The organism is Mesorhizobium sp. L103C131B0, assembly GCF_000502275.1.
In the GTDB taxonomy this organism is placed as follows: Bacteria; Pseudomonadota; Alphaproteobacteria; order Rhizobiales; family Rhizobiaceae; genus Mesorhizobium.
Window position 1 is genome coordinate 77,981 of record NZ_AYXC01000017.1, and the last position, 17,611, is coordinate 95,591.

The following is a 17,611-nucleotide window of genomic DNA, read 5'->3' on the forward strand; positions in this document are numbered from 1 at the left end:
GCACCTATGAAGCCTGTCTACCTCGACAACAACGCAACCACACGGGTCGATCCTGAGGTCGTGCAAGCGATGTTGCCGTTCTTTAGGGATCAATTCGGCAACCCTTCGTCGGCACACGCTCTTGGCGCCTCAGTCAGTGCGGCGGTGAGAAAGGCGCGGAGGCAGTTGCAAGCGCTGATCGGCGCGCAGTTCGAGGATGAGATCACTTTCACCTCGGGTGGGACAGAAAGCGACAATGCAGCGCTTCTTTCAGCGCTCGAGGCGGCGCCCAACCGAACCGAGATCGTGACGTCCGCGGTCGAGCATCCCGCCGTGCTGACGCTCTGCGCGCATCTTGAGAAGACCCGCCGCCTCAAGGTGCACAGGATCCCGGTGGATTGCCGTGGTCGGCTCGATCTCGACGCCTATATGGCCGCCCTCACCCCACAGGTTGCAATCGTATCAATAATGTGGGCGAACAACGAGACTGGTGTGATCTTCCCCGTGGCAAGGCTTTCCGAGTTGGCCAAGGAAGTGGGCGCCCTATTCCATACCGATGCTGTGCAGGCGGTCGGCAAGCTTCCGATGGACCTGAAGTCGACCGCAATCGACATGCTGTCGCTCTCCGGCCACAAGCTGCACGGGCCGAAAGGGATCGGTGCGCTTTTCGTAAAACGTGGCGTCGATTTCCATTCGCTGATCAAGGGGGGTCACCAAGAACACAACCGGCGTGCTGGCACCGAGAATACGCCCGGCATAGCCGGGCTCGGCACGGCGGCCGAACTCGCCTTGAAATTCATGGACGACGAGACCACACGGGTAAAGTCGCTCCGCGATCGCCTGGAGGGCGGGATCCTCCAGCGCATCCCAAGCACCTGTGTCACTGGTGATCCCTTGCAACGGTTGCCCAACACCGCAAACATCTCCTTCGAACATGTCGAAAGTGATGGAATTCCACTTCTCCTCAGCCGCATTGGCATCGCGTGTTCCTCTGGCTCGGCCTGCACCTCCGGCTCTCTGGAACCAAGCCATGTCCTAAGCGCGATGAAAACGCCACACGCGGCAGTCCGCTTCTCCTTGGCGCGGGACAACAGCGAAGAGGACATCGACCGGGTACTCGAGGTCATGCCGGGAATCGTGGGGAAGCTGCGCAGCTTTTCCGGTTCTGGGCCGGGTAGTCCGGTCTATGCGTGAGCCGCAGAAGAACAGGCTGCCTGTCATGACCGGTCATGTCTCCCTCAACGATACGACCTTGCGCGATGGCGAGCAGGCGCCGGGCGTCGCCTTCACCACGACGGAAAAGCTGGAGATCGCTGAGTCTCTTGCGGCGGCTGGCGTGACAGAGATCGAGATCGGCACGCCGGTCATGGGCGTCGACGAGATGGAAACAATTCGCGCCGTGGTAGCGCGGCGTCTTCCGGTTCGGCTCATGGCCTGGTGCCGGATGACGTCGTTGGATCTCGATGCAGCGATCGAGAGCGGCGTCCAAGCGGTCAATTTGTCGCTGCCTGCGTCGGACATCCAACTTGCCGCCAAGCTCGGCCTCGACAAGGCGGGAGCGCTCCAGGTCATCGATCATATGGTCAGGCGCGCCGCCGATGCCGGCTTCTTCGTCGCGGTGGGCTGCGAGGATGCCTCGCGGGCCAATCGGGATCATCTCGCCCGCGTCATCGAGACGGCCGCTCGCGCCGGCGCAAGCCGCGTGAGGCTGGCCGACACAGTCGGTGTTCTCGACCCGTTTTCGACCTTCGAACTTGTCGCCCAGCTCGTGGTGCAGTCTCCAATCGACCTTGAATTTCATGCGCACAACGATCTCGGACTTGCTGGCGCCAACACGCTGGCGGCGATCCGCGCAGGCGCGCGCCATGCCTCCGTCACCGTCCTGGGGCTCGGCGAGCGTGCGGGCAATGCCGCGCTGGAGGAGGTGGCCGCCGCAATGGCAGTCTTCGACGGCGCAGACACCGGCATTGAGCTGACCGCATTGCCCGGCCTCGCCGCCCAGGTGGCTTGGGCCGCCCGCCGGCAGACCGCAGCCACTAAGCCGGTCGTCGGCGCCGATGTATTCACCCACGAATCCGGCATTCACGTCGCAGGGCTGCTGAAGGACTCGCGTACTTATCAGGGGCTCGATCCGACTCTCGTGGGCCGCTGCAGGCGGATCGTCATCGGCAAGCATTCCGGCGCCACTGCGATTGCCCATGTGCTGAGCGAAAGCGGTCGCGATCTCGACCCGGATCTGGCAGCCGCGATGGTGGCCCGCGTCCGACGCGAGGCGGCCGAGACCAAATCGACCGTCACTGCAACTCGACTGGTCGAGCTCTACGATGGAATGTGCAGCGAGGCATCCCTCATCGAGCTGTGCGGGTCCAAGTCAGCCGTGCGCGAGCGCACAGAGGCCACAGTTTTGCGACCAGGAAGAATGCAATGAATTGTTCCGCTGACAGCCGCCCCATGGATGTCACCGACATCCTCGCACGACTGAAGCGCTTGTCGGCTGCAGAGGAATTCTTCTCAGTCCTAGGCGTCGCCTATGACCCGAAGGTACTGAATGTCTCGCGGCTCCATATCATGAAGCGTGTGGGCCAATACCTCGCCGAAGAAGATTTCTCCGGTCTGCCCGACCAGGTGATTGCCGCGAGGGTGCGCGCGACGCTCGAACGAGCTTACGAGGACTTTGCGATTTCCTCGCCGCTCACGCATCGGATTTTCAAGGTGCTCAAGGACCACGATCCGAACAAACCTGCCGCGCCGGGTCACACCTTTGTTCCGTTCGACTCGGTACTGAAGCGGTTCGGACGGGAATGACCGGCGACAAGGGTGCGACGCGACAATGTCGAGCAGCCGCCAAATGCGGTCATCACCACAGCGCCGTCAGAAGCAACCAGCCGAAGTTGTAGGAAAGGGGGAGCGCAAGAGACTTGGCACGAATAATGCGGACAAAGGAGATAACCGCAATGCCGGACCCGGACAGGAGCCTAGAGAAACCGCCAATGCACATCGTAATCTGCATCAAGCAGGTGCCGGACTCGGCACAGATAAGGGTCCATCCGGTCACGAACACGATCATGCGCCAGGGTGTTCCGACCATCATCAACCCTTACGACCTGTTCGCCCTCGAAGAAGCGCTCAGACTGCGCGACGCACATGGCGGCGAAGTCACTGTGCTCACCATGGGTCCGCCCATGGCAGAGGACGCGCTGCGCAAGGCGCTCGGTTACGGCGCCGACCGAGCGGTGCTCTTGACCGACCGCTATTTTGCCGGCTCCGACACGCTGGCAACCTCGTTCGCCCTTTCCCAAGCAATCGCGAAGATTGGCGAGACGTTCGGCACGCCAGACCTCGTCTTCACCGGCAAGCAGACGATCGATGGCGACACCGCCCAGGTCGGGCCCGGCATCGCCAAGCGCCTCGGACTCCTGCAACTGACCTATGTCGCGAAGATCCCTTCTGTCGACCTTGCTGCACGCGAGATCAAGGTCGAGCGCCGTTCCGAAGGCGGCACACAGATGCTGAAGAGCAGGCTCCCTTGCCTCATCACCATGCTGGAAGGCACAAACGAGATCCGCCGGGGCTCGATCCAGGACGCCTTGTGCGCCGCGCGCAGCCAGGTCTTGAAATGGAGCGCGGCCGACGCCGGCATTGAGGATCTCACCAAATGCGGCCTGCGCGGTTCACCGACGGTCGTCAAACGTGTTTTCGCCCCTCCTGCTCGAGCTGAAAAGGCGGCACAAATCGACACCGCCGAGAAGGCCTTGCGCGATGTCGCTGACGAACTCATCACCGCAATCTTCACCCGCCAGCCGGCGCTGGAACATGAGCTCGCCTTTAACGGCGGCGCGTGACGGCAAGGAGCAAAAACGATGTCGACCGCGAATGGAGAAACCCCTCGCCCTGCCGCCGGCCGCGCCGGCATAAAGAAGGAGTTGCCCGCCCATTTCAAGGACTACCGGCACGTTTGGGTTTTCATCGAGCTCGAACGTGGCGAGGTCCATCCGGTATCGTTCGAACTGCTCGGCGAAGGCCGCAACTTAGCAGACAAGCTTCAGGTCCAGCTTGCAGGTGTCGTGCTTGGACCGCCGGGAGAGGCCGTGGGGAACGCCGTTGCCGAAGCATTCGCGTATGGCGCTGACCTTGTCTACATCGCCGAGGCGCCCCTGCTCGCCGACTATCGGAATGAACCTTTCACCAAGGCGTTGACGGATCTGGTCGATACCCACAAACCCGAAATCCTTCTTCTCGGTGCCACCACACTGGGCAGGGATCTTGCCGGCTCCGTGGCGACGACCTTGCAGACGGGGCTCACGGCCGACTGCACCGAACTCGATGTAGATACCGACAGTTCGCTCGCCGCCACGCGTCCGACTTTCGGCGGTTCCTTGTTGTGCACGATCTATACGCTCAATTTCCGCCCGCAGATGGCGACCGTGCGGCCGAGGGTCATGCCCATGCCGCAGCGGACGGATAAACCGGTCGGGCGTGTCATCCGGCACAAGCTTTCGCTTGCCGAGGACGAGATCGCTACCAAAGTCCTCGGCTTCCTGCCGGACAATCAGTCGGCGAAGGCAAACCTTGCCTATGCCGACGTCGTGGTTGCGGGAGGCCTTGGTCTTGGCGCGGCGGAGAACCTGCAGCTTGTGAAGAACCTCGCACGAGCAATCGGCGCCGAGCACGGCTGTTCGCGTCCGTTAGTCCAGAAGAGCTGGATGCCAGCTGATCGGCAGATCGGCCAAACTGGCAAGACGATCCGGCCGAAGCTTTACATAGCGGCCGGGATTTCCGGCGCCGTCCAGCATCGGGTTGGCGTGGAGGGGGCGGATCTCATCGTGGCCATCAACACCGACCCGAACGCGCCGATTTTCGATTTCGCTCACCTCGGAATCGTCACCGACGCGATCCGCTTCCTGCCCGCACTGACGGAAGCCTTCACCCGGCGGCTGTCGCCCCACAGTCGCGATAAGCTTTCGAGCTAAGGGGATGGACATGATCGAGGAAAACTTCGACGCCATTGTTGTTGGGGCAGGCATGTCCGGAAACGCAGCTGCTTACACCATGGCCAGCCATGGCCTGAAGGTGCTGCAGTTGGAGCGGGGTGAATACCCGGGCTCCAAGAATGTCCAGGGTGCCATCATGTACGCGAACATGCTGGAGAAGATCATCCCGGATTTCCGGGATGATGCGCCTCTCGAGCGGCATTTGGTTGAACAGCGGCTTTGGGTGATGGACGACACATCCCATACCGGGATTCACTATAGGTCGGACGACTTCAATGAGGCGAAGCCCAACCGATACACGATCATCCGTGCCCAGTTCGATAAATGGTTTTCGCGTAAGGTGCGCGCGGCCGGCGCGACCGTTCTGTGCGAGACGACCGTGACGGAACTCATCCGTGATGCCAAGGACAGGGTGATCGGCGTCCGCACAGACCGGGCGGGCGGGGCCATCTACGCGGACGTGGTCGTTCTCGCAGAAGGTGTCTGCGGACTGCTTGGCACTCGAGCCGGCCTGCGCGAGATGCCAAAGCCGCAAACCGTGGCCCTCGCCGTCAAGGAAATGCATTTCTTGCCCGAAGAGGTCATTGAGCAGCGGTTTGGCGTAAAGGGCGATGAGGGCTGCGTGATCGAGGCGGTGGGCACGACCTCCCGCAGCATGGCCGGGCTCGGCTTCCTCTATACCAACAAGGAGTCCATCTCACTGGGCATTGGCTGCCTCGTCTCCGATTTTGCCGCGATGGTCGAGAGCCCCTACGTTCTCCTTGATGCCTTGAAGAGCCATCCTTCGATCCGGCCGCTGATCGCCGGCTCGGAAGTGAAAGAATATTCCGCACACCTCATTCCCGAAGGCGGCTACAAGGCTATTCCGCAGCTCTTTGGCGATGGTTGGGTCGTGGTCGGCGATGCCGCGCAACTGAACAACGCGATTCACCGCGAGGGTTCGAACCTCGCCATGACCTCCGGCCGCATTGCGGCTGAGGCAATCGTCGAGGTCAAGAGCCGCAACGGTCCGATGAACAAACGGAATCTCGCCCTTTACAAAGCCATGCTGGACAAGTCCTTCGTGGTCAAGGACCTGAGGAAATACAAAGACATGCCGGCCTTGCTCCACACCAATTCCAGCAATTATTTCACGACTTATCCGCGGTTGATGTCGCAAGCTGCGCAGAACTTCATGCGTGTCGACGGCACGCCGAAGATCGAGAAGGAAAAGGCGACCACGGCGGCCTTCATCAAGGCGCGCTCGCGCTGGGGGCTGGTCAGCGACGCGGTCCGCCTTGCATTGGCGTGGCGCTGAGGGGAGACGATATGACCAGCGCAGCGACGAAGTCACGTGTCGAGGACAAGCTTTACCAGAACCGCTACTTGGTGGATTCCGGCCGCCCGCACATCAAAGTGCGACCGCACCAGAAGCCGAGCGCGAATTTGCTCGCGCTGACCCACGTCTGCCCGGCGAAATGTTATGAGTTGAACGACAAGGGTCAAGTGGAGATCACTGCCGACGGCTGCATGGAGTGCGGCACCTGCCGGATTTTGTGCGAGACGAGTGGTGAGATCGAGTGGAACTATCCACGCGGCGGTTTCGGAATCCTCTTTAAATTCGGATGACCGGCGCACGCACACTTAAGGCGGCGATCATCCAGTACAGCTGAGTCTCGGCCATGCCATTTTTTGCTTTAATAGCCAATAAATGAAGAGACATTGCATGAATACGTAATTCAGCCTCAGATAAAAAATTCAGGTTCACTCTGGACGACAACCGCTGAAGTCGTCTCTATGAGCCACCGGGCCGCAGATCGGGTCGACGAGGCCCTGAACCGCCCATCCAGCATGCCCTAAGCAGATACCCGCTCAGGGACTCTACGATATGTGAAGGTGCCGACCGCCCCGAGCGAGCTGGAGATTACGCTCGCCATACGCTGGCCAATTGTCGTGAACGTCCTGCCCGCTTTCTGCAGACGGGTAATTGAGCGATCGTCGTCCTGGACGCTGAAGGAGAGCCGCAGATTGCCGGCACTGCCGGCAATACCCACGCACCTCAATCAGGCACTCGCCGCCTCATATCACAGGCCGTAACAGATCAAGCGAATTGCAGCTGCCGGCCAGTCGCATCGGCGCCTCCGCATCAAGGTATCTCCTCTTACGGCCGCATCCGAACCATGCCGCTTGTCGCCCGCATCTGACGGAACGCAACCGGCTGATCGACGCGATTGACAAGGCCGGTTGGGTTCTGCCTGGGCGGCTCGTATCCTCGGCCTCACGCCATGGCAAATCGGCTACGCCCTGCGCCGGCATGGTATCAGGGTGAAGAAATTCCAGACGTCGCGATGACGTCAAGCGCAAGCAGCCCGGAGTGGTCTCGCTCACACTCTGCGCGCCCGAGGCTGCTAGCCTCGCGACCCTATTTGCTTGTCCACTGTCGTAAGCCCGACAAAGGTGTGTCGGAGCAATCCGAAGGAATCTGACACGAGAAGCCTATTCGTGAACCGAAACAGCTCTTTGGGCTGGCATAGCTCTTGCGCTTTGAACTGCGACATCACGCAGCAACGGAGCCGTTCATGTCTGCACCGGCAATTTCGCTTGAGAGCCTCAGCACGACATTCGGTGACCAGTTGCTTGGCACCATGAAACTCGGGGGCTGCGCGTCTTCGTCCTGCGGCTCGTCGACAAAGCCCGACGACACGGATCCGGCTGTCTGGGAGAAGATCAAGGATCACCCCTGCTTTTCAGAAGAGGCGCATCACTATTTCGCGCGTATGCACGTCGCGGTCGCGCCGGGCTGCAACATCCAGTGCAACTACTGCAATCGCAAATATGACTGCGCCAACGAAAGCCGGCCTGGGGTGGCCTCTGAAAAGCTGACGCCCGATCAGGCGCTACGCAAGGTGATCTTGGTCGCCAATGAGGTGCCGCAGCTTTCCGTGCTCGGCATCGCCGGACCGGGCGACGCCTGCTACGACTGGAAGAAGACGAAGGCGACCTTCGCCAGGGTCGCCAGGGAAATCCCAGACATCAAGTTTTGCATATCCACGAATGGGCTGGCGCTGCCCGACCATGTCGATGAGCTTGCTGACATGAATGTCGATCACGTGACGATCACGATCAACATGGTCGACCCTGAGGTCGGTGCAAAGATCTATCCTTGGATCTTTCACGATCATCGCCGCTACGTCGGCATTGAAGCCACCCGGATCCTGCACCAGCGGCAGATGTTGGGCCTGGAGATGCTGACCGCGCGGGGCATCCTCACCAAAATCAACTCGGTGGTGATCCCGGGCGTGAATGATGAGCATCTGATCGAGGTGAATAGATGGATTAAGGAGCGAGGCGCGTTCCTGCACAACCTTATGCCGCTGATTTCGGACCCGGCCCACGGCACGCACTACGGTCTGAGCGGGCAGCGCGGCCCAAACGCAATGGAGATGAAGGCTCTTCAGGATCGTGTCGAAAACGGCGCCCAGTTGATGCGCCACTGCCGGCAGTGCCGGGCAGATGCCGTGGGCCTGCTCGGAGAAGATCGTGGCCAGGAATTCACAGTCGACCGGATTCCCGGCGAGGTCACCTACGATGCCAGCAAACGCAAGGCCTATCGGGAGCTGGTCGCGGAGGAGCGCCGTGATCACGTCGAGGCTAGGAGAGAAGCGATCGGATTGGTCAAGGCAGCGAGCCCCGGCAAGTCCCTTCTCTTCGCGGTGGCGACCAAGGGCGGCGGCCGCGTCAATGAGCATTTCGGCCATGCGAAGGAATTCCAGGTTTATCAAGCCTCGCTGAAAGGGATCAGCTTCGTCGGGCATCGGAAGGTGGACAAGTATTGCCTTGGCGGCTGGGGCGCAGAAGCCGCCCTCGATGGCGTCATCGCAGCGCTTCAAGGCATAGATATCGTGCTGTGCGCCAAGATTGGAAATTGCCCGCAGGATCAGCTCGCGGAGGCTGGAATCAGAGCCACCGACGCCTGTGCCCATGACTATATCGAGACAGCAATCAGCGCGATTTACATCGCCGCATCTGGGATCCCCACACTCGCGGCGACGGCCTGAGCTGTCTCATTCATTCGGACCAGGAGTTAAAATGGCTTTCAAGATCATCGCATCCCAATGCACCCAATGCGGCGCCTGCGAATTCGAATGTCCTTCCGGCGCGATCAAGTTCAAAGGCGAGAGCTACGTGATCGAGTCACAGAAGTGCACCGAATGCGAGGGGGTCTTCGATGCGCAGCAATGTGCCTCGGTATGTCCGGTGCCGAAGACCTGCGTTCCTGCGTAACGGACATTGGACTGCCGACATGGTTGGGGGCTGCCTACGCAGGACGCCTGGAACGCCTTGTTCGCAATCTCAGCCGCAAGAGAAATCAGGGAACGGACATGTCGCTCGGACGCGAAGAGGAGATCGAAATCCGCAGGCCTCCACGATTCATGCCGGGAGAGCGGGTACGTGCCACTCGCCACATAAAGAATGACGGCACCTATCCTGGCAGGGAGATCGGCGAAAATCTCGTGCGGAAGGGGGACGAGGGATATGTGCGCGACATTGGCACCTTTCTCCAGCAGTTCTTCATCTATGCGGTCGAGTGGATCGACCGTGGCACCGTAGTCGGTATGCGAGCGCGTGAACTGATGAGCCTCGACGAGGCCGAGGCGCCCTGCAGTGCTGAAAGCAATACCAATGAAGGGACGGCCAGATGAAAGTCATGATCCGCAGGACCGATGCTGGTTTGTCAGCGTATGTCCCCAAAAAGGACCTCGAAGAGCCGATCATCAAACTCGAGAAGGAAGAGTTGTGGGGCGGAACGGTCACGCTCAGGAACGGGTGGCGGCTCCTCCTACCCGATCTCCCACATGATACGCGTCTGCCGATCACCGTCGAGGCAAGGAAGATTTCCGAAGAGGGCTGATGCTGCCCCTAGGTGCGTCGCGAGGAAACGAGATGAACACGATCCTGACATGGGGCCACCTCGTCATTGTGCGGGACAGTTTTGCTGAAAAGCTGCTTGACCTGGCGAAGGAAGCGCTCGCCGCCGATGAGGTGATCCCCTATCTCGGTCCGGGTCTTCTTGAGTTGAACTGTGTGGAACCGCCTGTGCCGCATACCCCGGAGGTTGTTGCCGCGGCACTCAATGCACGGGCTCCAGCCCCTTCCAGGATCCGCACCAATATGTGGTCGGTTGCACAGTTCATCGAACAGCGCCGGCATCGCCGGACGCTTCAAGCTTGGATGACCGACATATTCGCAGCGCCGGTGGGGCCGACCCCCTTCCACGCCTGGCTCGCAAGGCTGCCACTCTCCCTCATCATCGACAGCTGGTATGACAGCGCGATGCGCACGGCTCTGGTAGAGACCGGCCGAACGGACGTCGTTGAGATACAAGGCGTCACGCGCGCGAATGAAATCGGCAACATTTGGACGAAAACCTACGATTTGTCCGGGAGGGAGCTCGACCCCCGATTGGGGGCCAAGACGGTTCTCTATTCACCTCACGGGAGTATTACGCCCGCGCAAAACTTTCTCGTCGCAGATTCCGACTACGTCGAAGTCCTGTCCGAAATTGATATCCAGACACCGATCCCAGACGCTGTGAAGGAACGGCGCATCACCCGTGGATTTTTCTTCGTTGGCTGCCGCTTCAACGATCAGATGCTGCGCACCTACGCCAGACAGATCATGAAGCGCTCCCGCGGTCCCTATTGCACCGTAATGGACGCGGAAACCCTGACCAGAAACGAAGCGCGTTTTCTTGCGGCAAGCGGAATCACGGTGATCGACATGCCACTAAGTCAAGCGGCGGCTCGGCTTGTGGGAACGGGCACGGCTGCAGGTTGAGGACGGGATTAACAATGGCGGATGCCTTTGATGATGTCTGCTTCGGCTTTCCTCGAAGGCGCAAAATGCAGTCGGGAATACACCCGTGAACAGTGAAGCTGTCAGCGGCGCAACGAACGCACTGAATTCGTTGGCCCATGTTGAAGCGGCGCGCTGGGGCCGGGATTTGAGTACGCTGTTGCGCATCACGCGTATGAATCTGCGCCATCCGTGGCAGGTCGCCCTCGCTATGGGCTCGACGATCATGGCGGCAATCCTCCAGTTGCTCATTCCCCAGCTTCTCGGCCGGGCTGTCGACCAGACCCAGACAGCTATCGGGGGCGGTGTCGCGGGGGCTGCGGCAGGACAAGCACTCTGGGCCCCGGCTCTCCTGCTGCTCGCCGTCAGCGCGCTACGCGGCGTTTTCACGATGGCGCAGAACTATTTTGCCGAAGCCGTCGGGCATCATGTCGCGTACGAATTGCGGCTCGCCTACTACGACAAGATCCAGCGTCTAAGCTTTTCCTTTCACGACCGGGCCCATTCAGGCGATCTGATAACCGCCGGAATGCTCGATCTCGAAGGCGTGCGGATGTATTTTTCCACCGGGCTCATGCGGGTGCTCCTGCTGACGATGCTGATCGGGATTGGCGCTTACATGATGATCTCGACCGATCCCGTGCTCGGCTTGGCCGCGCTCAGCTTCGTGCCTTTTGTCGCTTGGCGCTCATCGACCACACAGCTTAGGCTGCGCGCCACCTGGCTCGACCTCTATGAGCGCCTTTCGGTACTAAGCCGCGTGATGAAGGAAAATCTCGCAGGTATCCGTGTGGTCCGCGCTTTTGCGGCTCAATCCTATGAGATGCTGAAGTTCGACGGCGCTTCCAAGAACGCGCTCGACCTCGCCAACGATCTCGTTGACATCTACGTACCCAACACGTCGGCGATGACCTTGTCCTACTTTTTCGCAATGGGATTGGTGCTTGGGATCGGTGGCAACAAGCTCGTCGCTGGCGAGATCAGCGTCGGAACCATGGCGACCTTCCTGACCTTCATGACCATGCTGCAAATGCCAGTCCGCCAGATCGGTCTCATGGTCAATGCGTTTGCCCGCGCTTCTAGCTGCGGTTCGCGGCTTTTCGGTCTCCTCGATCAGGAGATCACCATCAGGGATGCTCTCGAGGCCAGACCGCTTGAGATAAGTGACGGCACTCTGCGCTTCCACAATGTCTCATTTGCCTACCCCAACGCCGAAAACCGCGCCATTCTGAAGAACCTCAGCTTTGAGGCCCGGAGAGGCGAGACGATCGCGATCGTCGGTCCGCCGGGTTCCGGCAAATCGACGATGGCTCATCTGGTCCCCCGCTTTTACGACGTGACCGGTGGCGCCATCACGTTGGACGGCCAGGACATACGCAATGTCACCCTCGAGAGCCTTCGCAAGGCGGTCGCGGTTGTACAGCAGGATGCGTTCCTATTCACCACAACGATCGAGAACAACATCGCTTATGGCGATCCCTGGGCGAAGAGACAGCGAATTGAACGCGCTGGAGAATTCGCCCAGCTCCACGACTACATCCTCGGGCTCCCGGCAGGGTATGAGACGGTCGTGGGCGAACGCGGCGTTTCTCTCTCTGGCGGCCAGCGCCAGCGTCTCACGATTGCTCGCACCATGATGCTGCGCCCCTCCGTCATCATTTTCGACGACTCGATGGCCGCGATCGATGCCGGCACCGAGCTGCGCATTCGCGCGGCGATGCGGCGCTTCGCAAAGGATCGGGTGACGATCATCATCGCGCACCGGCTGAGTGCGCTTAAGCATGCCGATCAAATCCTTTTTGTCGATAACGGCGAAATCGTAGAACGCGGCACGCATGAAGAGCTTCTGGCGAAGCGGGGACGCTACAGGGCCCTTTACGATCTCCAGACGTGCCCGGGTGATAGCATTATTAGCCAGGATGGGGGCGCCCGCTGATGGACCAGGGCCGCGGCGAACTCGAAGCCGAACCTGACGACGGGAGACGCCCTCCGCGCGCGGTCGTCGGCTCGCACCGGATCGAGGAGGAGATGTTCGGCCGGGCTTTCGACAAGAGCATCCTCCGTCGCATCTGGGGCTTCGTCCATCCCTACCGGGCAAAGGTAGTTGTCACGATTGTCGCGATGCTGATCTTCACCGGGACGCAGCTTCTCATCCCCTTGATCATCCGCTACGCGATCGACCTCGGCATGAACCCCGCAAGGCCCGATCGCTCAGCCCAGCTTGCGGCCGTCGGCGCGTTCCTTTCGGCGATTTTGGTCAATTTCGCCGCCGGCTACATGCAGGAAGCCTTGGATGGGAAAATGGCCGAAACTGTCCTGTTCGACATCCGCCGCGCCATGTTTGGCCATCTGCAAAAGGTTTCGCTCTCTTTCATGGACAAGACCGAGGTCGGACGCCTGATGTCGCGCCTGCAAGGCGACGTTAACTCCATACAGGAGTTCCTGGAAACCTCGGTATATTCCCTAGGCGATGTTGCGCTTCTCTTCGGCATCGTTTTCGTAATGCTGTGGCTCGACTTTCGCCTCGGCCTCCTGACGCTATCGGTTCTGCCGATCCTGGTGATCGTCCGCATTGTCTGGTTGCCGCGTGCCCGCGACGCCTTCATGGCTGCACACGAAACCAATTCCGTCGTCAATGGCGCGCTGGCCGAAGCCATTCACGGCGTGCGGACCATACAGTCAATGGACCGCCAGCAGGTGAATTTCAGTCTTTTTGACGATCGGGCCCATGCCAACCTCAGGACCCACCTGATCGCTGCCAGATATGCACTGGTCATGGTGCCCATCGTCGATGGCATCACCGGCCTCGCCTTGGCCGCCGTTATTGTGGTCGGCGGCTCGATGGTCATGAATAGCCGTATAGATGTGGGCGTGTTGGTAGCCTACCTATTTTACATCCAGCGCTTCTTTGACCCGATCCGCTCACTCACCCTGCAATATTCGGTCATGCAGCGCGCCATGGCCTCAGGCAAGCGCCTGACGGATGTGCTCGACGTCAAGATCGATGTTAAGGACAAACCCAATGCCGAGGTGCTTTCGCCCGAAATGGACGGCTCGGTCGAGTTTAGGGACGTCACCTTCGGCTACGATCCGAACCGTTCGGTTCTGAAAAATGTCTCGTTCAAGGTCAATCCGGGCGAGACGGTCGCACTAGTCGGACCGAGCGGTTCTGGCAAATCGAGTGCGATGGCCCTGGTCCACCGCTTCTATGATGTTCAGCAGGGTCAGGTGCTGGTCGGCGGACATGATGTACGCGACCTCACCCAGGAATCGCTCGGCCGCCAGGTCGCCATGGTGCTGCAGGAGCCATTCCTGTTCACCGGGACGGTCTTCGAGAACATTCGATACCAGAAGACGGAAGCCACGCGCGACAAGGTGATCGAGGCGGCCAAGGCTGTCGGCGCGCATGACTTCGTCATGAGCCTCGCCGACGGGTATGAGACCCAACTTGGCGAACGCGGCGACAACTTATCTCTCGGCCAGCGCCAGCTTATCAGTTTCGCCCGCGCCCTCGTCGCTGACGCCAAGATCCTCGTGCTCGACGAAGCTACCGCCAATATCGACAGCTACACGGAATTGCAGATTCAGAAGGCTCTGATCAAGCTGCTTGAAGGGCGGACTGGCCTCGTCATCGCCCACCGTCTCGCCACGGTCCGGGGGGCCGACCGCATCATCGTGCTTCAGAATGGCCAAGTTATTGCGACTGGCAACCACGATGAGTTAATAGCCATGGGCGGCCTGTATTCCAAACTCTACTATCTCAACTACGCCTCCTTCGACGACCTTCCCGAACACGATACCACCGTCCAAGCTGGCTCTCAGACCTGACATCTTGGCGGCCTTGTGGTAGTGGCGTTGACTTTCGGGCGTGTCGGCAGACCACTCAGGCCACCGCATCCGGCCAGCAGCCAGCACTCAAGAACGAGCACTCCTCGCAATTCGTGAAGACCGGCTGCGAACGATTTCCTCCAGCATCGTATCCGACCGCGGTGCACCACCATCATCGGGCGAGCTCGCTGGAGGTGTTGGCTGGGCGTCGCAAAGCCGCTCGCGAGCGCGCCCTCAATAGCGCCGTAGCGAGTGACGGCTTTGCCACCGACGGGCCGCTGATGAAGCTGGATTAGTGGGCGCCGCACCGACGCCGCCCCGGGCGAGAAGAACCTCCTGCGGCTGGCTATGGGCAACGACTAGCGCCAGCGCGACGAGCAGACGCGTGCCGGCATCGTGACGCGCTCGGCTACCCTCTCCTTAGGATCGTGCATGTTCACACGATGGCCCAGACGCCAGCCAACGCACAAGCTGGTATTCTGTGCCGCCTGCTCGTCGTCAGTTTGGCCTCCTCCCGATTGCCCGCCCCACCACGTGCAAGCTCGAGCACATGGTCAGCCAAGTCGAGCCATGATTTCGGACTGAATGGTCCTCGCGGTGTAAAGGGAAGCATCTAGCGGCAGATTTCCAAATGCCATTTGACAAAGCAGGTAGTTGGCACCTGCCTCTTCCAACTGATCTAGCAGAGCTTTTCGCACAGACTCTGCTGATCCTACCACGCACAATTCACTCTCGACTGCCGCATCGAAGGTTAGCGGCAAGTTTGGTGGAGTGGGGATAGCGTTAAGCTCGTAAAGGAATTGGAAGCTCTTGAGCCAGCGTGCGTAAGCAGGTGCCGCGAGCGAATAGGCATGTGTGTCACAACGCCCAATCACGACCATGCGGAGCAATCCGACAAATCTCCCTTGATCCCCCCCGCCTGCGTTGTCCTCTCGATAGGCGCGGAACGCATCAGTAGTTTTGCGAACAGAAGAGGAAGGTCCTACACACGCGATATTTGTTCCATTCGCAGCGGCCCAAGCTGTGGACTCGGGTCGATTGGCAGCGACCCATGTGGGCGGATGTGGACGCTGATGAGGTCTCAGCGTCAAAGGAACGTCATTGAGATCAAAATGGCGGCCTTGATAGCATAGCGTGCCGACCTCCCTCGAATTCACAAGTATTTGCATAAGAATTTCGCTGGCTTCGGCATAACGGCCCGGCACCGCGTCCGCACCAATCCCGAAGTAGCCCAATTCGGTCGGGAGAGCACCGCGCCCTATGCCCAGTTCGAGCCTGCCACCGCTCAACTGGTCCAGCATACAGATCTCTTCGAACGCACGCAGCGGATGATAAAGCGCAAGCAGCATCACCAAGGGTCCGAGACGCAAGCGCCGGGTGCGCTGGGCGACGCTCGATAAGAACAGATTCGGCGATGGGCCTCTCCCATGGGGAGTACAGTGGTGTTCTGCGAGATGATAGGCATAGAACCCTAGCTGATCGCACGCCTCTGCTAATATCAGGCGATCTTCGTACTGCCGGCCTATATCGCGGCCATCCTCATCCAAATGATCGAAGATGCCGAAAGCCAGGTTTGAAGGAAAGACGTTTGTCACTCTTTAAGTCCCCGATTTTAAAAGCAGGCTGTTTTCTTGCTGGGATCACCAGCAAGTCGGAAGAGATGTGTGTGATCGCCGATTAGCGTCAGCGTAACGAAGAAGCAGAGCCTGACGCTTCCCTGCCTCTGGAGCTTGGCACCGTTAAGCTTCCAGCAATGTCGCCAGCGGCAGCAAGAAATTCATCCATCTGCTCTTTTGTGCCGATGCTGACGCGGATACAGTGTTCCAAGCCTTTGTCCGGAAAAAACGCGACAAGTATCTTTTGCCTCTCCAATGCTGCTTGCCACCATGAGCCGTCCTGTCCCGCGGGCACACGGGCCAGCAAGAAATTTGCGCGGGAGGGTGTTACGGAAAATCCGAGTTGCGATAGTGCAACTGTCACTCGCTCTCGTTCATCCTTGATGTGCTTGTGGTTGTCTGCGTAGGCGCCGCGATGTTCAAGCACGCTGATACCAACGGCATGCCCGATCACGTTCATGTTGAAGACGTTCTGGATGTTTCGCAGCCTTCCAATAATTTCAGGGTGACCGAAACCGAAACCGACGCGAATGCCGGCGGCGGCATAGCTTTTCGAGAATGACCTCAAGACCAGAAGGTTCGAATACCGGTTGATGAGGCGCAGTCCGTGATCGGGTGCAAAGTCGACGTAGGCCTCATCGAGGACAATCAAGCGGTCCGATTGTGCTACGAGGCGTTCGATATCGCTTATCGGGAGGAATGTTCCGGTCGGATTGTTTGGATTGGCCAACATAATAAACTTGGCGTCTTTTGCCGGACCAGAAAGCAATTGCTCCATTGGCAGGGAATGAGCTTGACATCCGATTTCGAGGAACTCAGCGCCCTCGAGCATGGCAAGTTTGCGGTTGAACGAAAACCCTGGCGACATCATCGCAACCTTGTCGCCGGGTGCGAGGAAAGCTCTGTAGATCAGTCCGAGCAGTTCAGACGACCCGTTGCCAGCGATGACCTGATCCCTGGAAACGCCATAGGCGCTGGACGCTGCTTCCCTCAGTCTGAAGTTATCGTCATCCGGATATAGATACTGGCGCTTGAGGGCCGCCACTGCACTTTGCATTATGATTGGCGGCAACGGAAACGGGTTCTCATTCGTATTCAGCTTGATAAAATTTGCGTCCGGCGCTGGTCCGTTGGACGGCAGAGCATCCAACTGTCGTGTCACTTGCGAAAGAGCCGAAAGCACAGTTTGCAGTTTTGCGTCGGACATATTTAACTCCGTTTCAGTCACACAGGGGCATCCGCATGAGCTCGCAACGAGAGCAACATGGCGGACGGGATTGGACGATGGCAGGGTTGCCTTTCACACAATGGTCGCAGCGCCGGCTGACATGGGAATTCAGCCAGCTGTCCTCGGTCGAATCG

At 59.6% G+C, this 17,611-nt stretch carries 16 protein-coding genes and 1 pseudogene; 15 read left to right on the forward strand and 2 right to left on the reverse strand.

What is annotated here, in order from left to right; genetic code table 11:
* The first annotated feature begins 6 nt into the window (after positions 1 to 6).
* The 15 genes and pseudogenes from nifS to X730_RS141360 all read left to right on the forward strand — a co-directional run bounded on the left by nifS (position 7) and on the right by X730_RS141360 (position 14,633).
* A complete protein-coding gene (gene nifS / locus X730_RS141425; protein WP_023827194.1) occupies positions 7 to 1,173 on the forward strand; it encodes a cysteine desulfurase NifS in 1,167 nt (388 codons plus the stop codon).
* A 25-nt stretch (positions 1,174 to 1,198) separates the two neighbouring features.
* Positions 1,199 to 2,407 carry a homocitrate synthase gene (gene nifV, locus X730_RS141420; protein ID WP_023727119.1) on the forward strand — a complete coding sequence of 403 codons (1,209 nt, stop codon included), beginning with the start codon at positions 1,199 to 1,201 and terminating at the stop codon, positions 2,405 to 2,407.
* Positions 2,404 to 2,784: a nitrogenase stabilizing/protective protein NifW gene (nifW, locus tag X730_RS141415; RefSeq protein WP_023687348.1), complete on the forward strand. Its 381-nt coding sequence runs from the start codon at positions 2,404 to 2,406 to the stop codon at positions 2,782 to 2,784. Before nifV ends, nifW begins: the two co-directional genes overlap by 4 nt.
* Before the next feature lie 185 nt (positions 2,785 to 2,969).
* On the forward strand, positions 2,970 to 3,821 hold the full coding sequence (locus X730_RS141410; RefSeq protein WP_023672212.1) for an electron transfer flavoprotein subunit beta/FixA family protein: 852 nt from the start codon (positions 2,970 to 2,972) through the stop codon (positions 3,819 to 3,821).
* Between the two features lie 18 nt (positions 3,822 to 3,839).
* Positions 3,840 to 4,949 carry an electron transfer flavoprotein subunit alpha/FixB family protein gene (locus tag X730_RS141405; protein WP_023685019.1) on the forward strand — a complete coding sequence of 370 codons (1,110 nt, stop codon included), beginning with the start codon at positions 3,840 to 3,842 and terminating at the stop codon, positions 4,947 to 4,949.
* A 10-nt stretch (positions 4,950 to 4,959) separates the two neighbouring features.
* Complete coding sequence (locus tag X730_RS141400; protein WP_023687350.1) at positions 4,960 to 6,267, forward strand: FAD-binding protein; 1,308 nt, start codon at positions 4,960 to 4,962, stop codon at positions 6,265 to 6,267.
* A gap of 11 nt (positions 6,268 to 6,278) precedes the next feature.
* The gene (locus X730_RS141395) at positions 6,279 to 6,578 is read left to right on the forward strand and encodes a ferredoxin family protein (protein ID WP_023687351.1); all 300 of its coding nucleotides are present in this window, start codon (positions 6,279 to 6,281) and stop codon (positions 6,576 to 6,578) included.
* Between the two features lie 571 nt (positions 6,579 to 7,149).
* Positions 7,150 to 7,301, forward strand: a pseudogene (locus X730_RS1000000168760) (helix-turn-helix domain-containing protein); the annotation flags it as partial.
* Between the two features lie 227 nt (positions 7,302 to 7,528).
* Positions 7,529 to 9,007 (forward strand): nitrogenase cofactor biosynthesis protein NifB, encoded by a 1,479-nt coding sequence (gene nifB, locus X730_RS141390; RefSeq protein WP_031197235.1) that lies wholly within the window; start codon positions 7,529 to 7,531, stop codon positions 9,005 to 9,007.
* 31 nt (positions 9,008 to 9,038) lie between these two features.
* Positions 9,039 to 9,233 (forward strand): 4Fe-4S dicluster domain-containing protein, encoded by a 195-nt coding sequence (locus tag X730_RS141385; RefSeq protein WP_023672218.1) that lies wholly within the window; start codon positions 9,039 to 9,041, stop codon positions 9,231 to 9,233.
* 98 nt (positions 9,234 to 9,331) lie between these two features.
* Positions 9,332 to 9,652 carry a nitrogen fixation protein NifZ gene (locus X730_RS141380; RefSeq protein WP_023672219.1) on the forward strand — a complete coding sequence of 107 codons (321 nt, stop codon included), beginning with the start codon at positions 9,332 to 9,334 and terminating at the stop codon, positions 9,650 to 9,652.
* The gene (gene nifT, locus X730_RS141375; protein ID WP_023672220.1) at positions 9,649 to 9,861 is read left to right on the forward strand and encodes a putative nitrogen fixation protein NifT; all 213 of its coding nucleotides are present in this window, start codon (positions 9,649 to 9,651) and stop codon (positions 9,859 to 9,861) included. The genes X730_RS141380 and nifT overlap by 4 nt, the downstream gene beginning before the upstream one ends.
* Before the next feature lie 32 nt (positions 9,862 to 9,893).
* A complete protein-coding gene (locus tag X730_RS141370; RefSeq protein WP_031197236.1) occupies positions 9,894 to 10,787 on the forward strand; it encodes an SIR2 family protein in 894 nt (297 codons plus the stop codon).
* Between the two features lie 85 nt (positions 10,788 to 10,872).
* Positions 10,873 to 12,741, forward strand: a complete 1,869-nt coding sequence (locus tag X730_RS141365; RefSeq protein ID WP_023712675.1) for an ABC transporter ATP-binding protein — start codon at positions 10,873 to 10,875, stop codon at positions 12,739 to 12,741.
* Positions 12,741 to 14,633 (forward strand): ABC transporter ATP-binding protein, encoded by a 1,893-nt coding sequence (locus X730_RS141360; RefSeq protein WP_023727113.1) that lies wholly within the window; start codon positions 12,741 to 12,743, stop codon positions 14,631 to 14,633. Before X730_RS141365 ends, X730_RS141360 begins: the two co-directional genes overlap by 1 nt.
* A 554-nt stretch (positions 14,634 to 15,187) precedes the next feature.
* On the opposite strand, the gene X730_RS1000000166620 is transcribed toward X730_RS141360, so the two are convergent.
* Both X730_RS1000000166620 and hisC read right to left on the reverse strand, forming a co-directional pair.
* On the reverse strand, positions 15,188 to 16,228 hold the full coding sequence (locus tag X730_RS1000000166620; RefSeq protein WP_031194208.1) for an LLM class flavin-dependent oxidoreductase: 1,041 nt from the start codon (positions 16,226 to 16,228) through the stop codon (positions 15,188 to 15,190).
* An 88-nt stretch (positions 16,229 to 16,316) separates the two neighbouring features.
* Positions 16,317 to 17,456: a histidinol-phosphate transaminase gene (gene hisC, locus X730_RS141350; RefSeq protein ID WP_031197237.1), complete on the reverse strand. Its 1,140-nt coding sequence runs from the start codon at positions 17,454 to 17,456 to the stop codon at positions 16,317 to 16,319.
* Between the last annotated feature and the right edge of the window lie 155 nt (positions 17,457 to 17,611).